Genomic DNA, 20,150 nt, shown 5'->3' with positions numbered 1-20,150 from the left:
CCAAGACGCGCGGCAGCTCGTAAACAGGTTCTCAGAGGGTGAAACGGGAACGCGGTGCAAGACCGCGGCTGCCCCCGCAACTGTAAGCGCAGAGTCCACGCCTAAAGCCACTGGCCCCTAAACGGGCCGGGAAGGCGGCGCCGGACGGCGACGCGCGAGCCAGGAGACCGGCCGTCATACGTGTCGACGCAAGCAGAAACCGGGCGGGGTGTACCGGGGGATACGCACATGCGCCGCTCATGAACACTCGGCGACCTGTGCCCTCGTTTGCGCGACGGAAATCGTCTCCGAGGGCACCATGCATTCATCCACCGCGCCGTCCGCCGGCCGCCGTCTGGCGCAGCACGCGCCGATACTCGCCGGGCTGATCCTGGCCAATCTATTGGCCTGGGCCTGGGCTTTCGCCGCCTTCGCCGATCATCCGGCCCAACTCGCCACCGCCCTGCTCGCCTATCTGTTCGGCCTGCGCCACGCGGTGGACGCCGATCACATCGCCGCCATCGACAACACCGTGCGCAAGCTGATGCAGGAAGGCCGCCGTCCGTCGGCGGTGGGCCTGTTCTTCTCCGCCGGCCACTCCGCGGTGGTGGTCATCGCCGTCGCCCTGATCGTGTTCGCCGCCAGCGCGCTGCAAAGCCGCGTCGCCGGCTTCAAGGAGATAGGCGGCGTCATCGGCACCAGCGTGTCGGCCTTCTTTCTGCTGACGCTGGCGCTGATCAATCTGTCTTCCTTGCGCGCGGTATGGGGCGCTTTCCGCCGCGCTCGCGCCGGCGAGGCCATTTGCGACGAGCAGCTGAATCTGCTGCTGAACAACCGCGGCCTGATCGCGCGCCTGCTCAAGCCCTTGTTTCGCATGGTGACCAAGAGCTGGCATATGTTGCCCATCGGCTTTTTGTTCGGCCTGGGTTTCGACACCGCCACCGAGATCGGCTTGTTCGCCATCGCCACCTCGCAAAGCGCCAACGGCGTGGCGCTGTGGCACATCATGGTGTTCCCGGCGTTGTTCGCCGCCGGCATGGCGCTGGTGGACACGCTGGACAGCATGATGATGGTGGAAGTCTACGGCTGGGCCTTCGTCAATCCGGTGCGCAAGCTCTGGTACAACCTGACCATCACCTTCGTTTCCGTTCTCGTCGCCGTCGGCATTGGCGGGCTGGAGGGCCTGGGCCTGCTGGCGGACAAGCTGCAGCTCACCGGCGGCTTCTGGGATCTGATCTCGGCGCTCAACGACGATCTGGCTCATTTCGGCTACTTCGTCATCGGCGTGTTCCTGCTGACTTGGCTTGCCTCCGCCGCCATTTATAAATGGAAGCGTTTTGACCAACTGACGCCGGAGGCGCGATGAGAACCCACGACAAACACGTGCTGATGTGCACCGGCCCGCGCTGCACGCCGGACGGCCAGGGTTCGGAAGCGATGTTCCTGCACCTGGGCCGCAGCATAGACGCTTGCGAAGGCCTGCGCGCCAAGCGCACCCGCAGCCACTGCTTCGCCGTGTGCAAGGAAGGCCCGGTGATGGTGGTGTATCCGGACGGGGTCTGGTACCGCAAGGTGAATGAAAGCGATATCGAACGCATCGTCTGCCAGCATCTGAAGGGCGGCGTTCCGGTCGAGGAATTGGTGTTCCATAAAACCGGCGTCGGCGACATCGAAACGGAGGCGCAGGCATGAGCGCCGCACTCGCCCTGTTAAGCCACGCCGGCACCGATCTCGCCGCGCTGTCGCGCGCGCGCTGGCCGGAAGATTTTCCCCTTGTCGCCGGCATCTCGCTGCAAGGCATTGCCGACGAGGCCGCGATGCAAACGCTGCTGGACGGCCAACTGGCCCAGGTCCGCGCCATCGTGCTGCGCGTGCTGGGCCGCGCCGACGCGATACCCGGCCTGGAGCGGTTGCTGGCCCACGCGCGCCGGCTGCAGGCCGCGGTCATCGTGCTCAGCGGCACCGGCGAGCCGGACCCGGAGCTGCAAGCGCTGTGCAGCGCGCCGGTATCGCTGCAGCAGGACGTCCACGCCTATCTGCAGGCCGGCGGCAGCGCCAATCTGGGCGAGCTGATGCGCTGCCTGGCGGACAGGCTGCTGCTGACCGGCTTCGGCTACCAGCCGCCGCTGCCGCTGCCCGAGCACGGCGTTTACCACCCGGAACTGAGCGCGCCCTGCTCGCTCGCCGACTGGCTGGAAATCCGCAACCCGGACTGGCCCACCGTGGGCCTGTGCTTCTACCGCGCCCACTGGCTGTCCGGCAACACCCGCTTCATTGATCTATTGGTCGATTGCCTGGCCGAGCGCGGCGTCAACGCGCTGCCGGTGTTCACCTCGTCCTTGCGCACGATTCAAGACGGCGGCCTGCCGGCGGCGCTGGCGCTGCTGGCCGATCCGCGCGCCAAGGTGTCCTTGCTGATCAACACCACCTCGTTCGCGATGGGCGACATCAACAACGACGGCCCCACCCAGCCCGGCTGGGCGGTGGAGGCTTCGGACCGGCTGAACCTGCCGGTGCTGCAGGCCATCACCAGCAGCATGACGCGCGAGCAATGGGAAGCCTCGGACCGCGGCTTCAACCCGCTGGACACCGCGATGAACGTGGCGCTGCCGGAATTCGACGGTCGCATCATCGGCGTGCCGCTGAGCTTCAAGCAGCCGGCCATGATGGACCAGCCCGGCCAGGCCGAACAATACGCGCCGCTGCCGGACCGCGCCCGCCGCCTGGCCGGCATCGCCGCCCGCCTGGCGCGGCTGCGCCATGTGGAAAACGCCGACAAGCGCATCGCCTTCATCTTCACCAACTCCAATAGCAAGGCCTCGCAGATAGGCAATGCGGTGGGGCTGGATTCCCCTGCCTCCTTGTACGCGATGCTACGCGGCATGCAGGGCCGCGGCTACCAGATGGACCCGCTGCCGCCGGACAGCGACGCGCTGATGCACGAGCTGATAGACCGCGGCGCCTACGATCAGGATTACCTGAGCGCTGAGCAGATGCGAAACGCCGCCGCCCGCGTGCCGGCCCAGCGCTACCAGGCCTGGTTCGACGAGCTGCCGGACAGCCTGCGCGACAAGATGCTGCAGCGCTGGGGCCAGCCGCCGGGCGGCGCTTACGTCGACGGCGACGAACTGGTGTTTTCCGGCCTGGATTACGGCCATGTCTTCGTCGCGCTGCAGCCGCCGCGCGGCTACGGCATGGACCCGGACGCCATCTACCACACGCCGGACCTGCCGCCCACCCACCACTACTACGCGCTGTACCGCTGGCTGCGCGACGACTGGCGCGCCGACGCCATCGTCCATGTCGGCAAGCACGGCACGCTGGAATGGCTGCCGGGCAAGGGCGTGGGCCTGTCGCAGAACTGCTTCCCGGATGCGCTCTTGGGCGACATGCCGCTGTTTTACCCCTTCATCGTCAACGATCCGGGCGAAGGCTCGCAGGCCAAACGCCGCGGCCACGCGGTGATCATCGACCACCTGACGCCGACGATGACCACCGCCGACAGCTACGGCCCGCTGGCGCAGCTGACCCAGTTGGTGGACGAGTACTACCAGGTGGAGCTGCTGGACCCGAACAAGCTGCCGCTGTTGCAGCAACAGATCTGGGACCTGATCAAGGAAGCCAAGCTCGACACCGACCTGGCGGCGATGCTGAAACATGATCACGAGCATGAGCACGGCCATGAGCATGAACCTCGCCACGATCATGAGCACCCGCACCCGCATGGCGGACATCATCACGCGCCCGCCGCCGTCCACGGCAAATACCGGCCGCAGGCGGCCAAACCGGCTGCCGCGATGAAACCGGCGACGGCCGCGGCGGCGAAGTATCGCCCGGCCAAGGCCGCGCACGGCCACGATCATGGGCACCACCATCACCATCATGGCGACCACGACCATCACCGCGGCCACCATGATCACCATCACCATGACCATCACGGCCACAGCCACGACCACCACGATCACGACCACCACGATCATGACCACGACTGGGACGACACGCTGAACGAAGACGGCGTGCCCTTGAGCCTGGCCAAGATGGACGGCGTGGACGTCGCCCACCTGATCGAGGACATCGACGGCTATCTGTGCGAACTGGGCGCGGCGCAGATCCGTGACGGCCTGCATGTGCTGGGCAACGCGCCACAAGACGAGGCCTTGGTCGACATGCTGCTGGCGCTGACCCGGCTGCCCAATCTGGGCATCCCCGGCCTGCCCGCCAGCGTGGCGGCGGCCTGCGGCGGCGACTGGACGCTGTGGCAGCAGGATCAGGGCAAGCGCCTGGCCGACGCGCCAATGGCATTGACCCGGCTGGCCGGCCTGCCCCTGATCACCCGCGCCGACGCCCACGACGCGGTGCTGAAGCTGGCGCGCGGCTTGATCGCCGATCTGGCCGCGCGCGGCTACGACAGCGCCGCCGTGCCGGCAGCCGTCGCCGCCGTGCTGCCCGGCATCGAGCCCAACGCCGACCTGGAACGCGTGCTGACCTTCGTCTGCGCCGAGCTGTGCCTGAAGCTGGCCCGCACCGCGGAGGAGATAGACAATCTCTTGCGCGGTCTGGAGGGCGGCTACGTGCCGGCCGGCCCCAGCGGCGCGCCCACGCGCGGCATGGCCCACATTCTGCCCACCGGCCGCAATTTCTACTCGGTGGACCCGCGCAGCCTGCCCTCCAACGCCGCCTGGCGCATAGGCGACGGCCTGGCGCGCGAGATGCTGGCCCGCCATCTGAAGGAAACCGGCCAGTACCCGGAGTCGGTAGCCATCAGCGTGTGGGGCACCAGCGCAATGCGCACCCATGGCGACGACATCGCCGAAATCCTGTCCCTGCTCGGCGTCAAGCCGCGCTGGCAGCAGGAAAGCCGCCGGGTGCAGGGCCTGGAAGTCATTCCCCTGGCCGAACTGGGCCGGCCGCGCATCGACGTCACCGTGCGCATCAGCGGCTTCTTCCGCGACGCCTTCCCGCATCTGATTGCGCTGATCGACGAGGCGGTGCACACCGTGGCGCGGCTGGACGAGCCGCTGGAGCAGAACTTCCTGCGCAAGCACTATCTGGCTGATCTGAAGAATGAGCTGCTGGGCGCCCTGCCCGACGCCGACGCGCATGCGCTGTACCGCGTGTTCGGGGCGAAACCGGGCAGCTACGGCGCCGGCATTCTGCCGCTGATCAACGAGCAGAACTGGCAGAACGACGCCGACTTCGCCACCGCCTATGTCAACTGGGGCGGCTACGCCTACGGCCGCGAGGCCAACGGCGCCGACGCCCGCGACGCGCTGCGCCACCGGCTGGCCGGCGTGGAAGTGGCGCTGCACAACCAGGACAACCGCGAACACGATATCTTCGACAGCGACGACTACCTGCAATACCACGGCGGCATGATCGCGACGATACGCAGCCTCAGCGGCCGCCAGCCGCGCGCCTTCTTCGGCGACAGCCACAATCCGGAAGCGCCGGCGGTGCGCGGGCTGAAGGAGGAAGTGCTGCGCGTGTTCCGTTCGCGGGTGGCCAACCCCAAGTGGATAGCCGGCATCCAGAAGCACGGCTACAAGGGCGCGCTGGAGCTGACCGCCACCGTCGATTATCTGTTCGGCTACGATGCCACCGCCCAGGTGGTGGACGACTGGGTCTATGAGCAACTGGCGCAAAGCTACGCGCTGGACCCGGCGATGCAGCAGTTCTTCGCCGACAGCAACCCATGGGCGCTGAACGCCATCACCGACCGTCTGCTGGAAGCCGCGCAGCGCCAGTTGTGGGCGGAGCCGGACCCGGAGACGCTGGCCGCCCTGCGCCAGCTGCACCTGGATAGCGAAGCGCTGCTGGAAGCGCGCGGAGAGAACAAAGCATGAACCCCCAAAACAGAAAAGGCAGGGAAATGAAAACCGGAAAAATCCCATCGTTTCCCGGAGTATGGGCGCAGAAGCATCCACATCGCCCTGCTGCGCCCAATTCCGTGTCTTTCCGTGTGCTTCCGTGGCAAATAAGGGTTTCAGCATGAGCCCGATTTACCCCTTCGCCGCCGTCGTCGGCCAGCAACAACTGAAGCAGGCGCTGCTGATCTGCGCGGTGGACCCCACCGTCGGCGGCGTGCTGGTGCGCGGCGACAAGGGCAGCGCCAAGAGCACCGCCGCGCGCGGCCTGGCCGCCGTGCTGCCGCCCATCCGCCGCGCCGCCGGCTGCGGCTACAACTGCGAGCCTGACCACCCGCTGCCGCTGTGCCCGGTGTGCTCCGGCGACGCGCGCGCGCTGCATGACGGCCCGGTGCCCTTCATCAACCTGCCGCTGGGCGCCACCGAGGACCGGGTGCTGGGCAGCCTGGACTTCGAAAAGGCGCTGCAAGGCGGCAAGCAGGCCTTCAAGCCCGGCCTGTTGGCCGCAGCCCACCGCGGCATGCTCTACATCGACGAAGTCAACCTCTTGGCCGACCATCTGGTGGACGTGCTGCTGGACGCCGCCGCGATGGGCGTCAACACCGTGGAGCGCGAGGGCCTGGCGGTCAGCCATCCGGCGCGGGTGACGCTGCTTGGCACCATGAACCAGGAAGAAGGCGATTTGCGGCCGCAGCTGCTGGACCGCTTCGGCCTGATGGTGGACGTGGCCGCGCCGCGCGAGCCTCTTCAGCGCGCCGAGGTGGTGCGCCGCCGCCTGGCCTTCGAGGCCGATCCGGCCGGCTTCGCCGCGCAGTGGCAGGCCGACAGCGAGGCGCTGCGCGCCAAGATCGCCGCCGCCCGCGCCTTGCTGCCGCAAACCCGGCTCAGCGATAGCTTGTTCCACTTCGTCAGCGAGCTGTGCTGCGAATTCGAAGTCAGCAGCTTGCGCGCCGACATCGTGCTGAACAAGGCCGCCCGCGCGCTGGCGGCGCTGGACGGCCGCGTCGACGCCTCCGCCGAGGATGTCCGCGACGCCGCCCGGCTGGTGCTGCCGCATCGCCGCCGCAGCAAGCCGTTCGAACAGAGCGGGCTGGATCAGGACAAGCTGGAACAGATGACGCGGCAAGCGTCGAATCCGCCGCCGCCTCCGCAGGAGCGGAACGGCGCCGACCAGCCGCCGCCGGATGGCGACGGCGAACAGCAAGCGGACACGTCCGGCCATGGCGCCGAGCAAATCTTCGCCGCGGCGCCGGCCGGCGACATTGCCCGCATCCGCGTCCAGGCGCCCTCCTCCGGCGACGCCGCCGGCCGCCGCAGCGACGGCGCCAGCCGTCAGCGCGGCCACTATGTGCGCGCCGAAGCCAATCCGCAGCCGGCCCAGCTGGCGGTGGACGCCACCCTGCGCCACGCGCTGCTGCGCGACCCCAACAACTTCGCGGTCACCCGCGCCGACCTGCACGACAAGGTCCGCGTCGCCAAACAGGGCAATCTGATCCTGCTGGTCGTCGACGCGTCGGGATCGATGGCCGCCCGCCAGCGCATGGAGCAGGTCAAGGGCACGGTGCTGAGCCTGTTGGAAGACGCTTACCGCCGCCGCGATCAGGTGGCGCTGATCGCCTTCCGCGGCCAGCAGGCGGAACTGCTGCTGCCGCCGTGCAACCGCGTGGAGCAGGCCGAACGGGCGCTGCGCGAGCTGCCCACCGGCGGCCGCACCCCGCTGGCGCACGCGCTGGCGCTGGCCGCCGACACGCTGTCCCGCCAGCTGGGCGGCCCGGCGCCGCTGCTGGTCATCCTGAGCGACGGCCGCGCCAATGTGGCGCTGGACGGAGACGGCGACCCGTGGCGGCAAGCGCTGGACCTGGCCGGCCAGCTGGCCGGCACGCCGACGCTGGTGCTGGACACCGAGCAGGACTTCGTCCGCCTGGGCCGCGCCCGCGAACTGGCCGAGGCGCTGGGCGCGGAATACCTGGCTTGCGACGCCCTGACCGGCGAGCAACTGACATTGACGATTCGACAAAGACTGGGCCGCTGAGATGACGGGCAAGGTTTATCTGATAGGCGCCGGTCCCGGCGACCTGGACATGCTGACGCTGAAGGCCGCGCGCTGCCTGCGGCTGGCCGACGTGGCGCTGGTGGACGATCTGGTGCATCCGGATATTCACACCATGCTGCGGCCGGACGCTGAAATCGTGCCGGTGGGCAAGCGCGGCGGCCGGCCGTCTACGCCGCAGGCCGTCATCGAGCAAAGAATGATGGACGAGGCCCGAGCCGGCAAGACGGTGGCGCGCCTCAAGGGCGGCGACCCCTTCGTCTTCGGCCGCGGCGGCGAGGAAATGCTGACGCTGCAAGCGGCCGGCATCGAGGTGGAAATCGTCAACGGCCTCAGCGCCGGCCTGGCGGTGCCGGCCACGCTGGGCATTCCGCTGACCCACCGCCATTTCGTCCACGGCGTCACTTTTGTCTCCGGCCACCCGCATCAGGACGGCGACGAGCCCAACTGGCGGGCGCTGGCGCAAAGCGGCATGACGCTGGTGATCTATATGGGCGTCAAGCGGCTGCCCTTGATCCGCGCCGAACTGCTGCGCCACGGCCTGAAACCCGACACTCCGGCGGCGGCGATAGAAAACGGCACCCTGCCGCAGCAGCGCCAGGTGCTGAGCACCCTGGACGCGCTGGAACAAGACATGAGCGCGGCCGGCATCCACAGCCCGGCGCTGATCGTCATCGGACCGACGGTGGCGCTGGCGTCCTGTAGCCCGTCCGCCGCCAATGAAACAAGGAAAGAACTCGCATGATCATCTGCATAGGCGCCGGCCCCGGCGACATCGGCTACCTGCCGCAACGCTCCGCCCAACTGATACGCGAGGCCGACGTGGTGGCCGGCTTCAACGCGGTGGTGGACGTGGTGCGCCCGCTGATCCCGGACACGGCCGAAGTGATCCAGATGGGCTACCGCGACCAGGTGGCGCAGCTGGACATCGTCGCCGAGCGCCATCGCGCCGGCAAAAACTGCGTGGTGGTGTTCATGGGCGACATCCACTTCAGCGGCTTCCAGTATCTGGAGCGGGTGGAGCGCGCCTGCGGCCACCCGGTGGAAACGATACCCGGCATCTCGTCGGCGCAGATCCTGGCCTCGCGCGGCAAGGTGTGCTTCGACGAAACCAGCTTCATCACCTTCCACCGCCGCGGCGACCTGACGCCGTTCAAGCGCCACCTGGTGCATGTGCTGCAGGACGGCCGCAACGCCATCGTGATCCCCTGCCCCTGGGACGAGGCGCGTTCCTTCATGCCCTGGCACATCGCCGCCTATCTGCTGGAAAACGGCATCCCGGCCGGCCAGCAGGTGGAAGTGTGGGAAAACCTGACCCGCAACGAGGCGGAATGGCGCGGCACGCTGGCCGAGTGCGCGGAGCAGCGCTTCTCCGACATGAGCATCATGCTGATCCGCACGCTCGCGCCGATGGACAGCCAGATCGAGCCGACCCACAAATGAGCCAGCAAGACTACGCCATCGTGCTCGCCGGCCACGGCAGCCGCGACCCGGACGGGGTGAACGAATTCATGCAATTGGTGGCCGCGTTGAAGGCGCGCGCCGGCGAGCGCCAGGTGGCTCACGGCTTTCTGGAGTTCGCCCGCCCCACCATAGACGAGGCGGTGGACCAGGTGCTGGCCGCCGGCGCCAAAACCGTGGTGATGGTGCCCGGCGTGCTCTTGGCCGCCACCCACGCCAAGAACGACATGCCCAGCGAGCTGCTGGCGCTGCGGCAGGCGCATCCGGGCATTGACTTTCACTTCGGCGCGGCGCTGGACCTGCATCCGCGGCTGTTGGCGCTGTGTCGTCAACGCATCGTCGAGGCCGAGGCGGCGTCGCCGCACACCGTGTCGCGCAACGACACCTGTCTGGTCGTTGTCGGCCGCGGCACCTCGGACCCGGACGCCAACTCCGAAATCTCCAAGCTCACGCGCATGCTGGAAGAAGGCCTGGGCTTCGCCGCATCCTTCGTCTGCTATTCCGGCACCACCAAACCCTTGGTGGCCGACGGCCTGCGCGCCGCCGCCATGCTGGGCTACCGCCGCATCGTGATGCTGCCCTACTTTCTGTTCGACGGCGTGCTGGTCAAGCGCATCTACGGCGCGGCGGCGGACCTGGCGGCGCGCCATCCGGAGATCGAGGTGCTGAGCGCCGGCTACCTGGGCCCGGACGAGCAAGTGGCCGAGGTGTTCCTGGAACGCGCGCAGGAGGGCGTGGAAGGCCGCGCGGCGATGAACTGCGCGCTGTGCAAGTACCGGGTGCAGATCGTCGGCTTCGAACAACAAGTGGGCGAGCCGCAGCGCGGCCACCACGGCAAGGTGCGCGGCCTGCTGGAGCGCGAGCCCAGCTCCAGCCAGCCGCCGGCCTGGAAACGCTACACCCCGCACCCGATAGAAGCGGAAAGCATGCGCATCATCAATGAGGGCCGCGACTGGTCGGCCTTCCCCGCCGAGCAGCGCACCGCGCTGATGCGGCTGGTGCACACCACCGGCGACTTCAACAGCGTGGACGAGCTGTTTTTCTCGCCGGGCGCCTGCGAAACCGGCATGCGCGCGCTGCTGCGCTGCCGCCGCGTGGTCACCGACGTCACCATGGTGGAAACCGGCCTCAAGCGCGAAGTGCTGCGCCAGCTGGAAGTGGAAACCTGGTGCGGCGTGCACGACGAGGAAACCCGGCTCTTGGCCGAAGCCAACGGCATCACCCGCTCCGCCGCCGGCATCCGCCGCGCCTGGCAGAAGTTCGGCAACGACTGCGTGGTGGCGATAGGCGACGCGCCCACCGCCATCCGCGAGGTGGTGCGCCTGGTGCGCGATCACGGCTGGCGGCCGCAGCTGGTGGTGGGCCTGCCGGTGGGCTTCGTCGGCACCCGCGAATGCAAGGACGAGCTGCGCGCGCTGCTGCAAGTGCCGCGCATCACCAACCGCGGCACCCGCGGCGGCTCGCCGTGGGCGGCCACCGTGGTCAACGCGCTGATGATAGACGCGATCGAACACGTGTATCAGCAGCAGGAAGCCTGAGCCCGGTGCGCCAGCCCTACGACCTCGCCGCCCTCGCCCCCAACGGCATGCGCCGCGGCCGCACCACCGGCAGCTGCGCCACCGCCGCCGTCAAGGCGGCGCTGATGCTGCTGCTGGACGGCGTGGACGCCGACGAGGTCTTCATCAGCCTGCCGGACCCGGATTTCTACCTGGCGGTGCCGATACAGCGCGTGGCCTGGCTGGACGAAAACACCGTGCGCGCCGAAGTGCTGAAGTACGCCGGCGACGACCCGGACAACACCGACGGCGCGACGATCTTCGCCGAGGTAAAAGTAAACGGCAGCGGCGCGCTGCGCTTCCTGGCCGCGGCCGGCGTCGGCATGGTCACCCAGCCCGGCCTGCGCATCCCGCCCGGCGAGCCGGCGATCAACCCGGTGCCGCGGCAGATGATGCGGCTGGCGCTGGCCGAGACGCTGGCCGGCCGGCCCGATCCGGGCTTCGATCTGGCGATAGGCTGCGTCGACGGCGACAAGATCGCCAAGCGCACCTTCAACCCGATGCTGGGCATCGTCGGCGGCATCTCGATACTGGGCACCAGCGGCATCGTCGAGCCGATGTCGCAGGCGGCGTGGATCGCCTCCATCGAGGTCTATGTGCGGGTGGCGCTGGGCGAGTTGCCGGCCGCCATCGCCTTCACTCCGGGCAAGATAGGCCGCGGCTACGCCGCCGACACGCTGGGGCTGGAGAAAAAGCAGGTGGTGCAGATCGCCAACTTCGTCGGCGACTCGCTGGACTTCGCCGAATCGGTGCTGCTCGAACAGGGCCGCACCCTAGACACGCTGTGGGTGCTGGGCCACCCGGGCAAGATCGCCAAGCTGCTGGACGGGGTGTGGAACACCCACTCTGGCAAGAGCGGCATGGCGATGGACGCCGTCGCCGCCGTCGCCGCCGAGCTGGGTTATGCGCCCGAGCTGGTGGCCGCCATCAAACAAGCGAATACCGTGGAGAACGTAGTGCAGATCATGAGCAGCCAGCCGGACGCGCGCGGCTACTGGATGGAAATAGAACGCCGCACCGCGGCGCTGATGGCCGCGAAAGTGCCCAGCGCGCGGCAGGTGGCGGTGCGCCTGTTCAGCATGGACGGCACCCCGCTGGGAGAAGCGGCATGAAACTGGGACGATTGATAGGCATAGGCGTCGGCCCCGGACCGGCCGGCTTGATTCCGGTGGCGGCGCTGGCCGCCTTGCGCGAGGCCGACATCGTCTACCTGCCGCGCGCCACCTCCAGCGACACATCAGTCGCCCGGCAATGCCTGGTCGGGCTGAATCTGGATGAGGGCCGTTTCCGCGAGATCGAATTCGAGATGAATCCGGACCGCGGCGCGCTGTCCCGCCATTACGGCGCGCTGGCCGAGCAATTGGCCGCCGAACTGAAAACCGGCCGGAACGTCGCCTACCTGACCATAGGCGACTCGATGACCTACTCCACCTACGGCTACCTGCTGGCGGCGCTGCGCGAAATGCTGCCGGCGCTGGAAACCCAGACCTTCCCCGGCGTCACCAGCTTCGCCGCCACCGCGTCGGCGCTGTCCTGGCCCTTGGGCGAAGGCAAGGAACGCATCCTGATCCTGCCCTGCCCGGACGAGATGGCCGCGCTGCGGGCCGATATCGACAGCCATGACCTCATCGTGCTGATGAAGATAGGCAAGCGGCTGCCGGACGTGCTGGCGCTGCTGAACGAGATGGGCATCGCCCAGCTGTGCGCCTTCGCCCGCCGCATCGGCCTGCCCGGCGAAGTGCTGTGCGCCGACGTCTCGCAACTGAGCGCAGACGCCAGCGGCTACCTCGCCACCATGCTGATCCGCAAGACAGCCAGAGAAAGACGCCATTCATGAAAGTGTATTTCATCGGCGCCGGCCCCGGCGCCGCCGACCTGATCACGCTGCGCGGCAGCCGCCTGTTGGGCGCGGCGCCCATGGTGCTGTACGCCGGCTCGCTGGTGCCGGCGGAGATGCTGAGCCACTGCCGTCCGGACGCGGAAATCCACGACACCGCCGAACTGAACCTAGACCAGCAGGAAGCGCTGTACCGCCGCGCCCAGGCCGAGGACAAGGACGTGGCGCGGCTGCACTCCGGCGATCCGGCCATCTACGGCGCCACCAACGAGCAGATGCGCCGGCTGGAAGCGCTGGGCATCGGCTACGAAGTGGTGCCCGGGGTGTCCTCCTTCACCGCCGCCGCCGCCGCATTGGGCAGCGAACTGACCCGGCCCGAGGTGTCCCAGTCCATCATTCTGACCCGCACCAGCGGCCGCGCCAGCGCGGTGCCGGAAACCGAGTCCATCGCCAGCTTCGCCGCCCACCGCGCGACGATGTGCATCTTCCTGTCCGGCCAGCGGCTGAAGCAGACCGTCGCCGATCTGTCGCTGCATTACCCGCCGGATACCCCGGTGGCGCTGGTGCGCCGCGCCAGCTGGCCGGACCAGTCCGTCCACCGCTCCACGCTGGGCCAGATGCTGTCCGAGGTGAAGCAGAAAGACTGGCTGCTGACCACGCTGCTCTTGGTCGGCGCAGCGCTGTCGCGCGAAGGCGGCGTCGAATCCAGCCTGTACGCGGCCGGCTTCACCCACATCTTCCGCGACGGCGACGCGCGCAAGACCAAGCGGGCCAGCCTTCAGAAAGAAAAGCAGGCATGAGCCGCGCCGTGTGGCTGGTGCGCGCCGAGGCGCTGCCGCTGGGGCAAAAGCTGGCGGCGGCGCTGGACGCCAGGCTGTACCAGCCGTGGCTGCAAGCCGGGACCGGCGCGCGCGAGCAATTCCGCGCCGCCTTCCATGCGCACAGCCACTGGGTGCTGGTGATGGCCAGCGGCATCGCCGTCCGCTACCTGGACGGCCTGCCGCAAAGCAAATACAGCGACCCGGCGGTGGTGGTGATGGACGAAGCCGCCCGTTTCGCCATCCCGCTCTTGTCCGGCCACGAAGGCGGCGCCAATGCGCTGGCTTATGAAGCGGCGCGGCTGACCGGCGCCATCCCGGCCATCACCACCGCCACCGAAGCGATGAAACCGCTGACGCTGGGCATAGGCTGCCGCCGCGGCAAAAGCGCCGAGGCCATTGAACAAGCGGTTCTGCAGGCCTTGGCCGGCCGGCCGCTGTCCGCCGTGCGCGAAGTGGCGACGATAGACCTGAAGGCTGACGAAGCCGGCCTGCTGGCATTCTGCGCCCGCCACGCGCTGCCGCTCAGGGTGATCGCCCGCGAAGACGTCGCCGCCCGCGGCTGGACCGGCGCGCCGTCGGACTGGGTGCGGCGGAACGTCGGCGTGGACGGCGTGTGCGAACCCTGCGCGCTGATCGCCTGTCCGCGGGGGCGGTTGATCGTGCCCAAGACCGCGCGCGACGGGGTGACGGTGGCGGTGGTGGAGGATGTCCCCCTCTCCCCAACCCCTCTCCCGCGAGGGGAGAGGGGCTTGACGCAGTGCGTAGCGCGGGTTGGCCATGCCATACCCGCGAGCGATGCGGCCGACAAAACATGAGCCATCGGAAATGGAATCGCAGGTATTGCCTGGCGTCCAACCCGCGCTACGGACTTACCCGCCCGCAGAGCGGAACCAGCACCCCAAGATCGTCCAAGGAGAGGGCTCGACGCCCCCTCTCCCCAACCCCGCTCCCACAAGGGGAGAGGGGCTCCAATATGGACTCTGCGGTAAGGCGGAAGCCCCATGCCACGCCTATCCCTTGGGTGGGCATACAGGGATTTTCCCACGCGGGGCGCATCGCACACCTATCCAGCTTTGCAGAAACCATCTGCAAACCAACCCCCGACATTGCATAGCCATCATCCATGAATACGAATGAACCCATGACCGGCAAACTCTACCTCGTCTCGGTCGGCCCCGGCCGCGCCGAACTGATTCCCGATCTCGCCCGCCAGGCGCTGGCGGCGAGCGAGGTGATCGTGTCCTACGATCTCTACCTGACCTGGGTGCAGCCCTGGATCACCGGCAAGGACATCCGCACGCTGCCGCTGACCCAGGAGCGCGAGCGCGCCCAGCTGGCGCTGGCGGAAGCCCGCGCCGGCAAAACGGTCGCTCTGCTGTCCAGCGGCGACATCGGCGTCTACGCGATGGCCACGCTGGCTTACGAGGACATGCGCGAGGACGACGGCTTCGACGTGCAGCTGATCCCCGGCATCACCTCGGCCAACTCCTGCGCCTCCCTGCTCGGCGCGCCGCTGTCGCACGACTTCGCCACCCTGAGCCTGTCCGACCTGCTGTGCCCGTGGGAATGGATTGAAACCCGCGCCCGCCACATCGCCCAGGCCGATCTGGCGGTGGTGTTCTACAACGTGCAAAGCCGCCAGCGTCAGGAAGGCGTCTACCGCATCCTGGACATCATGCTGGAGCACAAAAAGCCGGAAACGCTGTGCGGCATCGTCCGCAATGCTTACCGCGAGGACCAGGCGGTGGAAATCGTCACCCTGACCGAGCTGCGCACCCGCCGCTTCGACATGCTGACCAGCATCGTCATCGGCAACCGCTTCACCCGCCGCAAACGGAACTGGATGTTCACCCCGCGCGGCTACTTCAACTGGGACGACACTCAGGACACGGTGAAGGCCGACGCGCTGCCCGCCGGCGCGGCCTGGGTGTTCTCCGGCACCAGCGACGGCAACGCGCTGTCCCGCGCCATCGCGGAAACCGGCCGCGCGGTGGTGATCAGCAGCGCCAGCGATTACGGCAACGAGCAGGCGCAGCAGGCGGCGCCCGGCGTCGCCACCGTCAGCGGCCGGCTGGGCGTGGAGCGCCGCCGCGAACTGCTGTCGGGCAGCCGGGCCAGCGCCATCGTCGACGCCACCCACCCCTACGCCAGCGAGATGTCGCAACAACTGATGGCGCTGGCCAAGGAACTGGCCCTGCCCTATCTGCGTTATGAGCGGCCGGCCAGCGCCAGCGCGCATCCGCTCATTCGCTGCGCCGACAGCGATGCGGCCGCCAGGCTGGCGATGGCTAAAGGAAAACGCGTCTTCCTGGCCACCGGCAGCAAGGAGCTGCACCGCTTCGTCGCCGCCGACGCCGACCGCAAGCATGAATGGTTCGTCCGGCTGGCGCCGGACCCGCAGCACCTGCAACGGGCGCTGGAGCTGGGCATCCCGCGTTCACGCGTCTGCGCGATGCAAGGCCCGTTCTCGCAGGCGGCCAACGAGGCGCTGTGGCGCGACTGGGGCATAGACTGCGTGATCAGCAAGGACGGCGGCGCGGCCGGCGGCTTTGACGCCAAGGCCGCGGCTGCGGCCGCGCTGGGCATCCCCTTCATCGTGATCGACCGGCCCCGCTTGGATTATCCGCAGGCCTTCGACGACTTCGCCGGCGTGCTGGCGGCCTTGCCCGCGGGAGAACCCGCATGAGCGCGCCGCGCCTGCCCGTTACCGTGCTGACCGGCTTCCTCGGAGCCGGCAAGACCACGCTATTGAGCAAATTGCTGGAAAACAATAAGCAGCGCCGGCTGGCCATCCTGGTCAATGAATTCGGAGAGGTGTCGATAGACGGCGGCCTGCTGCGCGGCGGCGACGCCGGCGGCGTGGAAATCCACGATCTCGCCCAGGGCCTGGTGGCTTACGACGACGACGCCGACTTCCTGCCCACCATGCTGGCGCTGTGGCAGCGCCGCCAGCAGATCGACCACGTGCTGATCGAAACCTCGGGCCTGGCGCTGCCCAGCGCGGTAATGGCCCAGTTGCAAAGCGAGGCGCTGGCGCCCTATTTCGTGCTGGACGCCACGCTGGCGGTGGTCGACACCCCCTTGCTGCTGGCCGGGCATTTCGCGCCGGCCGGCGACGGCGGCAAGGCCGACGCGGTGGCGGAGCTGTTCGACCAGCAGCTGGGCCACGCCGACATCGTGGTGCTGAACAAGATAGACGCGCTGTCCGCCGACGCGCTGCTGGCGGCGGAAGACGCCGTGCGCCGGCAAGCGCCGTCGATACGCTTCATCGAACTGGCCTACCAGGCCAAGCTGGACACCCGGCTGACGCTGGGCCTGCACCTGCACGAGGCCGCGCCGGCCGCGCACCGCCATTACGGCCCGGTGGCCAGCATGCCGGGGCTGGCGATGCGGCCGCTGGCCAACCAGGCCTTGCTGGACGGTCACAGCCACGGCGGCCAGGCCGCGCACAGCCATGGCCTGTCCACCCACAAGCATTTCCACGAGCAAGACCCGGGCTGGCAATCGTTCATGATACGCAGCAAGGAGCCGCAAAACGCCGACAAGCTGGCCGCGGCGCTGGAGGCCATCGCCGGCGAGGAGCCGCTGCTCAGAATCAAGGGCTTCGCCGCTTGCGCGGAAGGCCCCGGCCGCTTGCTGGCCCAGGGCGTGCGCAGCCGCATCGAACTCAGCCGCGACGAGACGCTGGCCGCGCCGCGCCAGGCGCAGCTGGTCTTCATCGGCTACCACCCCAGCCGCCCGCGGGTGCTGGCGCTGCTGCGCGACATCACCGGCGCGCACTGGAGCTAGCCGATGAGCGCCTTGGAACTATGCGGCCTGGACTGGTCGCCGGACCCCGCCGTGGCGCCCGAGACCCGGCTGCTGCGCGACATCGCGCTGACGGTGCGGCCCGGCGAATTCGTCGGCGTCATCGGTCCCAACGGCAGCGGCAAGACCAGCACCTTGCGCTGCGCCTTCCGCTTCAACAAACCGCTGGCCGGCGAGGCCAGGCTGGACGGCGCCGACATCTGGTCTCAGTCCGCCGCCTCCTTCGCCCGCCGCGTGGCGGTGGTGCTGCAGGAATTCCCCGAGGACTTCGGCCTGACCGTGCGCGAGGTGGCGGACATGGGCCGCATTCCGCACCAGTCGCTGCTGCGCGGCGGATCGCCGGCCGATCACGCCATCGTCGACGAGGCGCTGGCCCAGGTGGGACTGACGGCGCAGCAGCACCAGCCTTTCGCCACCCTGTCCGGCGGCGAAAAGCAGCGCGCGCTGTTGGCGCGGGCGCTGGCGCAGCAGCCCGAGCTGCTGATCCTGGACGAACCCACCAACCACCTGGACCTGCGTCACCAGCTATCGCTGCTGCGCCTGGTGCGCCGGCTGGGCATCGCCGCCGTCGCCACCCTGCACGACCTGAACCTGGCGGCCGCCTTCTGCCACCGCCTGTACGCGCTGAAGGCCGGCCGCATCGTCGCCAGCGGCGCGCCGGAAACCGTCTTGACGCCCCGGCTCCTGGCCGAGGTGTTCGGCGTGCGCGCGCTGGTGGACCGCCACCCGCAGGCCGGCCACCCCCGCATCACTCTGTTGGAAGAAGAAAACCTATGAAACTGAATCCGCCTTCGCTCATCGCCTGCGGCCTGGCCGCGCTGCTGGCCTCCCAGGCCCACGCCAGCGCCTACCCGCTGACTGTGGACAGCTGCAACCGCAAGGTCGTCTTTCAGCGCGCGCCGCAGCGCGCGGTCAGCCACGACATCAATCTGACCGAGATGATGGTGGCGCTGGGCCTGCAAAACCGCATGGTCGGCTATACCGGCATCAGCGCCTGGAACAAGCTGAACGCGCCGTTGAAACAGGCGCTGGGCAAGCTGCCGGAACTGGCCGGCGACTACCCCTCGTCGGAAGCGCTGCTGGCCCGCAACGCCGACTTTTTCTTCGCCGGCTGGAACTACGGCCTGCGCGTGGGCGGCCCGGTGACGCCGGCCTCGCTGGCGCCCTTGGGCATCAATGTCTACGAGCTCAGCGAATCCTGCGCCCATGTGATGAAGCGCCCGGCGGCGAGCCTGGACGACGTTTATCGCGACATCCATAATCTGGGCCGCATCTTCGACGTGGAGCCGCGCGCGCAAAAAGTGGTGGCCGAGATGCGCGCCAAGGTGGACGGCGTCGCCGCCCGCATCGCCAAACGCAAGGCCACGCCGTCGGTCTTCGTCTACGACAGCGGCGAGGATCGCCCCTTCAGCGCCGGCCGGCTGGCGATGCCCGACGCGCTGATCCAGGCCGCCGGCGGCCACAACATCCTGAACGACGTCAACGCCAGCTGGACCCGCGTCGACTGGGAAACCGTGGTGGCGCGCAATCCGCAAGTGGTCGTGATCATCGACTACGGCAAGGTCACCGCCCAGCAAAAGATCGCCTTCCTGCAGAAACACCCGGCGCTGAACAAGATGGCGGCGGTGCGCGACAAACGCTTCATCGTGCTGCCCTACGACAGCGCCACGCCCGGCATCGCCAACGCCGACGCCATCAGCGCGCTGGCGCGCGGCCTGCACCCGGAAGTCTTCGCCAAGTGATCCGCGCCATCGCCAACCGTCCGCCGGCCTGGCCCTTGCTGAGCCTCTTGCTGGCCCTGCTGGCGCTGTCGCTGCCGCTGGCCTCCGGCCTGGGCGCCGCGCCGGTTGAATTCGCCGTCAGTTCCAATGTGCTGCTACACCAGCTGGGCCTGCCGGTGGAACCGGCCTGGCAGCCGGGCCAGGATCTGATCATCTGGCAGCTGCGGCTGCCGCGCGTGCTGCTGGGCGGCATGGTCGGCGCCGGCCTGGCCTTGGTGGGCGCGGCCTTGCAGGCCACCACCCGCAACCAGCTGGCCGATCCCCACCTGTTGGGCGTCAGCTCCGGCGCCACGCTGGGCGCGGTGACGGTGCTGCTGTTCAGCGGCAATGTGCTGGGCGGCGCCACCCTGCCGCTGGCCGCCTTCACCGGCGCCTTGCTGGCCACGCTGCTGGTCACCGGCATCGCCGTGCGCCAGCGCCGCTTGCAGGCCGAGCGTCTGCTGCTGGCCGGCGTGGCCGTGTCCTTCCTGCTGATGGCCCTGGCCAATCTGATGCTGTATCTGGGCGACCACCGCTCCGCCTCGGCCGTGCTGTTCTGGATGCTGGGCGGCCTGGGCCAGGCGCGCTGGGAGCTGCTGCCGGCGCCGCTGGCCGCGCTGTGCCTGGGTCTCGCCGCCTTGCTGACCGTGGCGCGGCCGCTGAACGCCCTGATGGCCGGCGAGCAGACCGCGGTCACGCTGGGCATACGCGTGACCCGGCTGCGGCTGGCGGTGTTCGCCGCCTCCTCGCTGCTGACCGGCACCATGGTCGCGGTCAGCGGCGCGATAGGCTTTGTCGGCCTGATGATCCCGCATATCGCCCGCCGTTGCGTCGGCGCCGATCACCGCCGCCTGCTGCCGGCCTGCGCGCTATTGGGCGCGCTGTTCCTGATTTGGGTGGACGCCGCCGCGCGCACCCTGATCGCGCCGGAAGACATCCCGGTGGGCGTCGGCACCGCCGCCGTCGGCGGCGCCTTCTTTATCTGGCTGCTGCGCCGCTGACGGCGCCGGCCCCA

The 20,150-nt window shown here is 68.8% G+C and carries 15 protein-coding genes, 1 pseudogene and 1 riboswitch; all 16 genes and pseudogenes read left to right on the top strand.

Going from position 1 to position 20,150, the window contains the following annotated elements; genetic code table 11:
* The first annotated feature begins 8 nt into the window (after positions 1–8).
* Positions 9–191: riboswitch (cobalamin riboswitch) on the top strand.
* A 107-nt stretch (positions 192–298) separates the two neighbouring features.
* On the top strand, positions 299–1,345 hold the full coding sequence (locus tag HQN78_RS06695; RefSeq protein ID WP_235088681.1) for a HoxN/HupN/NixA family nickel/cobalt transporter: 1,047 nt from the start codon (positions 299–301) through the stop codon (positions 1,343–1,345).
* A complete protein-coding gene (locus HQN78_RS06690) occupies positions 1,342–1,671 on the top strand; it encodes a ferredoxin (RefSeq protein WP_107800024.1) in 330 nt (109 codons plus the stop codon). The genes HQN78_RS06695 and HQN78_RS06690 overlap by 4 nt, the downstream gene beginning before the upstream one ends.
* Positions 1,668–5,822 (top strand): cobaltochelatase subunit CobN, encoded by a 4,155-nt coding sequence (locus HQN78_RS06685; RefSeq protein WP_235088680.1) that lies wholly within the window; start codon positions 1,668–1,670, stop codon positions 5,820–5,822. Before HQN78_RS06690 ends, HQN78_RS06685 begins: the two co-directional genes overlap by 4 nt.
* Before the next feature lie 145 nt (positions 5,823–5,967).
* Entirely contained in the window at positions 5,968–7,875 is a 1,908-nt protein-coding gene (locus HQN78_RS06680; protein WP_235088679.1) for a putative cobaltochelatase, read from the top strand.
* A 1-nt stretch (position 7,876) separates the two neighbouring features.
* Positions 7,877–8,638: a uroporphyrinogen-III C-methyltransferase gene (gene cobA, locus HQN78_RS06675; protein WP_235088677.1), complete on the top strand. Its 762-nt coding sequence runs from the start codon at positions 7,877–7,879 to the stop codon at positions 8,636–8,638.
* The gene (locus tag HQN78_RS06670; RefSeq protein WP_235088674.1) at positions 8,635–9,336 is read left to right on the top strand and encodes a cobalt-precorrin-7 (C(5))-methyltransferase; all 702 of its coding nucleotides are present in this window, start codon (positions 8,635–8,637) and stop codon (positions 9,334–9,336) included. The genes cobA and HQN78_RS06670 overlap by 4 nt, the downstream gene beginning before the upstream one ends.
* On the top strand, positions 9,333–10,892 hold the full coding sequence (locus HQN78_RS06665; protein WP_235088673.1) for a precorrin-8X methylmutase: 1,560 nt from the start codon (positions 9,333–9,335) through the stop codon (positions 10,890–10,892). Before HQN78_RS06670 ends, HQN78_RS06665 begins: the two co-directional genes overlap by 4 nt.
* Before the next feature lie 5 nt (positions 10,893–10,897).
* Entirely contained in the window at positions 10,898–12,022 is a 1,125-nt protein-coding gene (cbiD, locus tag HQN78_RS06660) for a cobalt-precorrin-5B (C(1))-methyltransferase CbiD (protein WP_235088668.1), read from the top strand.
* On the top strand, positions 12,019–12,747 hold the full coding sequence (cobI, locus tag HQN78_RS06655; protein ID WP_235088656.1) for a precorrin-2 C(20)-methyltransferase: 729 nt from the start codon (positions 12,019–12,021) through the stop codon (positions 12,745–12,747). Before cbiD ends, cobI begins: the two co-directional genes overlap by 4 nt.
* Complete coding sequence (cobM, locus tag HQN78_RS06650; RefSeq protein ID WP_107800031.1) at positions 12,744–13,547, top strand: precorrin-4 C(11)-methyltransferase; 804 nt, start codon at positions 12,744–12,746, stop codon at positions 13,545–13,547. The genes cobI and cobM overlap by 4 nt, the downstream gene beginning before the upstream one ends.
* A complete protein-coding gene (locus HQN78_RS06645; RefSeq protein WP_235088653.1) occupies positions 13,544–14,383 on the top strand; it encodes a cobalamin biosynthesis protein in 840 nt (279 codons plus the stop codon). Before cobM ends, HQN78_RS06645 begins: the two co-directional genes overlap by 4 nt.
* Before the next feature lie 326 nt (positions 14,384–14,709).
* On the top strand, positions 14,710–16,254 hold the full coding sequence (cobJ, locus tag HQN78_RS06640) for a precorrin-3B C(17)-methyltransferase (protein WP_235088651.1): 1,545 nt from the start codon (positions 14,710–14,712) through the stop codon (positions 16,252–16,254).
* Positions 16,251–17,357 (top strand): GTP-binding protein, encoded by a 1,107-nt coding sequence (locus HQN78_RS06635; protein WP_235088648.1) that lies wholly within the window; start codon positions 16,251–16,253, stop codon positions 17,355–17,357. The genes cobJ and HQN78_RS06635 overlap by 4 nt, the downstream gene beginning before the upstream one ends.
* 3 nt (positions 17,358–17,360) lie before the next feature.
* Positions 17,361–17,894: pseudogene (locus HQN78_RS06630) on the top strand (ABC transporter ATP-binding protein); the annotation flags it as partial.
* A 254-nt stretch (positions 17,895–18,148) separates the two neighbouring features.
* Positions 18,149–19,117 carry an ABC transporter substrate-binding protein gene (locus tag HQN78_RS06625; RefSeq protein ID WP_235088645.1) on the top strand — a complete coding sequence of 323 codons (969 nt, stop codon included), beginning with the start codon at positions 18,149–18,151 and terminating at the stop codon, positions 19,115–19,117.
* A complete protein-coding gene (locus HQN78_RS06620; protein WP_227108425.1) occupies positions 19,114–20,136 on the top strand; it encodes an iron ABC transporter permease in 1,023 nt (340 codons plus the stop codon). Before HQN78_RS06625 ends, HQN78_RS06620 begins: the two co-directional genes overlap by 4 nt.
* The last annotated feature ends 14 nt before the right edge of the window (positions 20,137–20,150 follow it).

This window comes from Chromobacterium sp. Beijing (assembly GCF_021496765.1).
Lineage (GTDB): Bacteria > Pseudomonadota > Gammaproteobacteria > Burkholderiales > Chromobacteriaceae > Chromobacterium.
The sequence above is the reverse complement of the archived record's forward strand: the minus strand, read 5'-3'. Positions and strand labels throughout refer to the sequence as shown.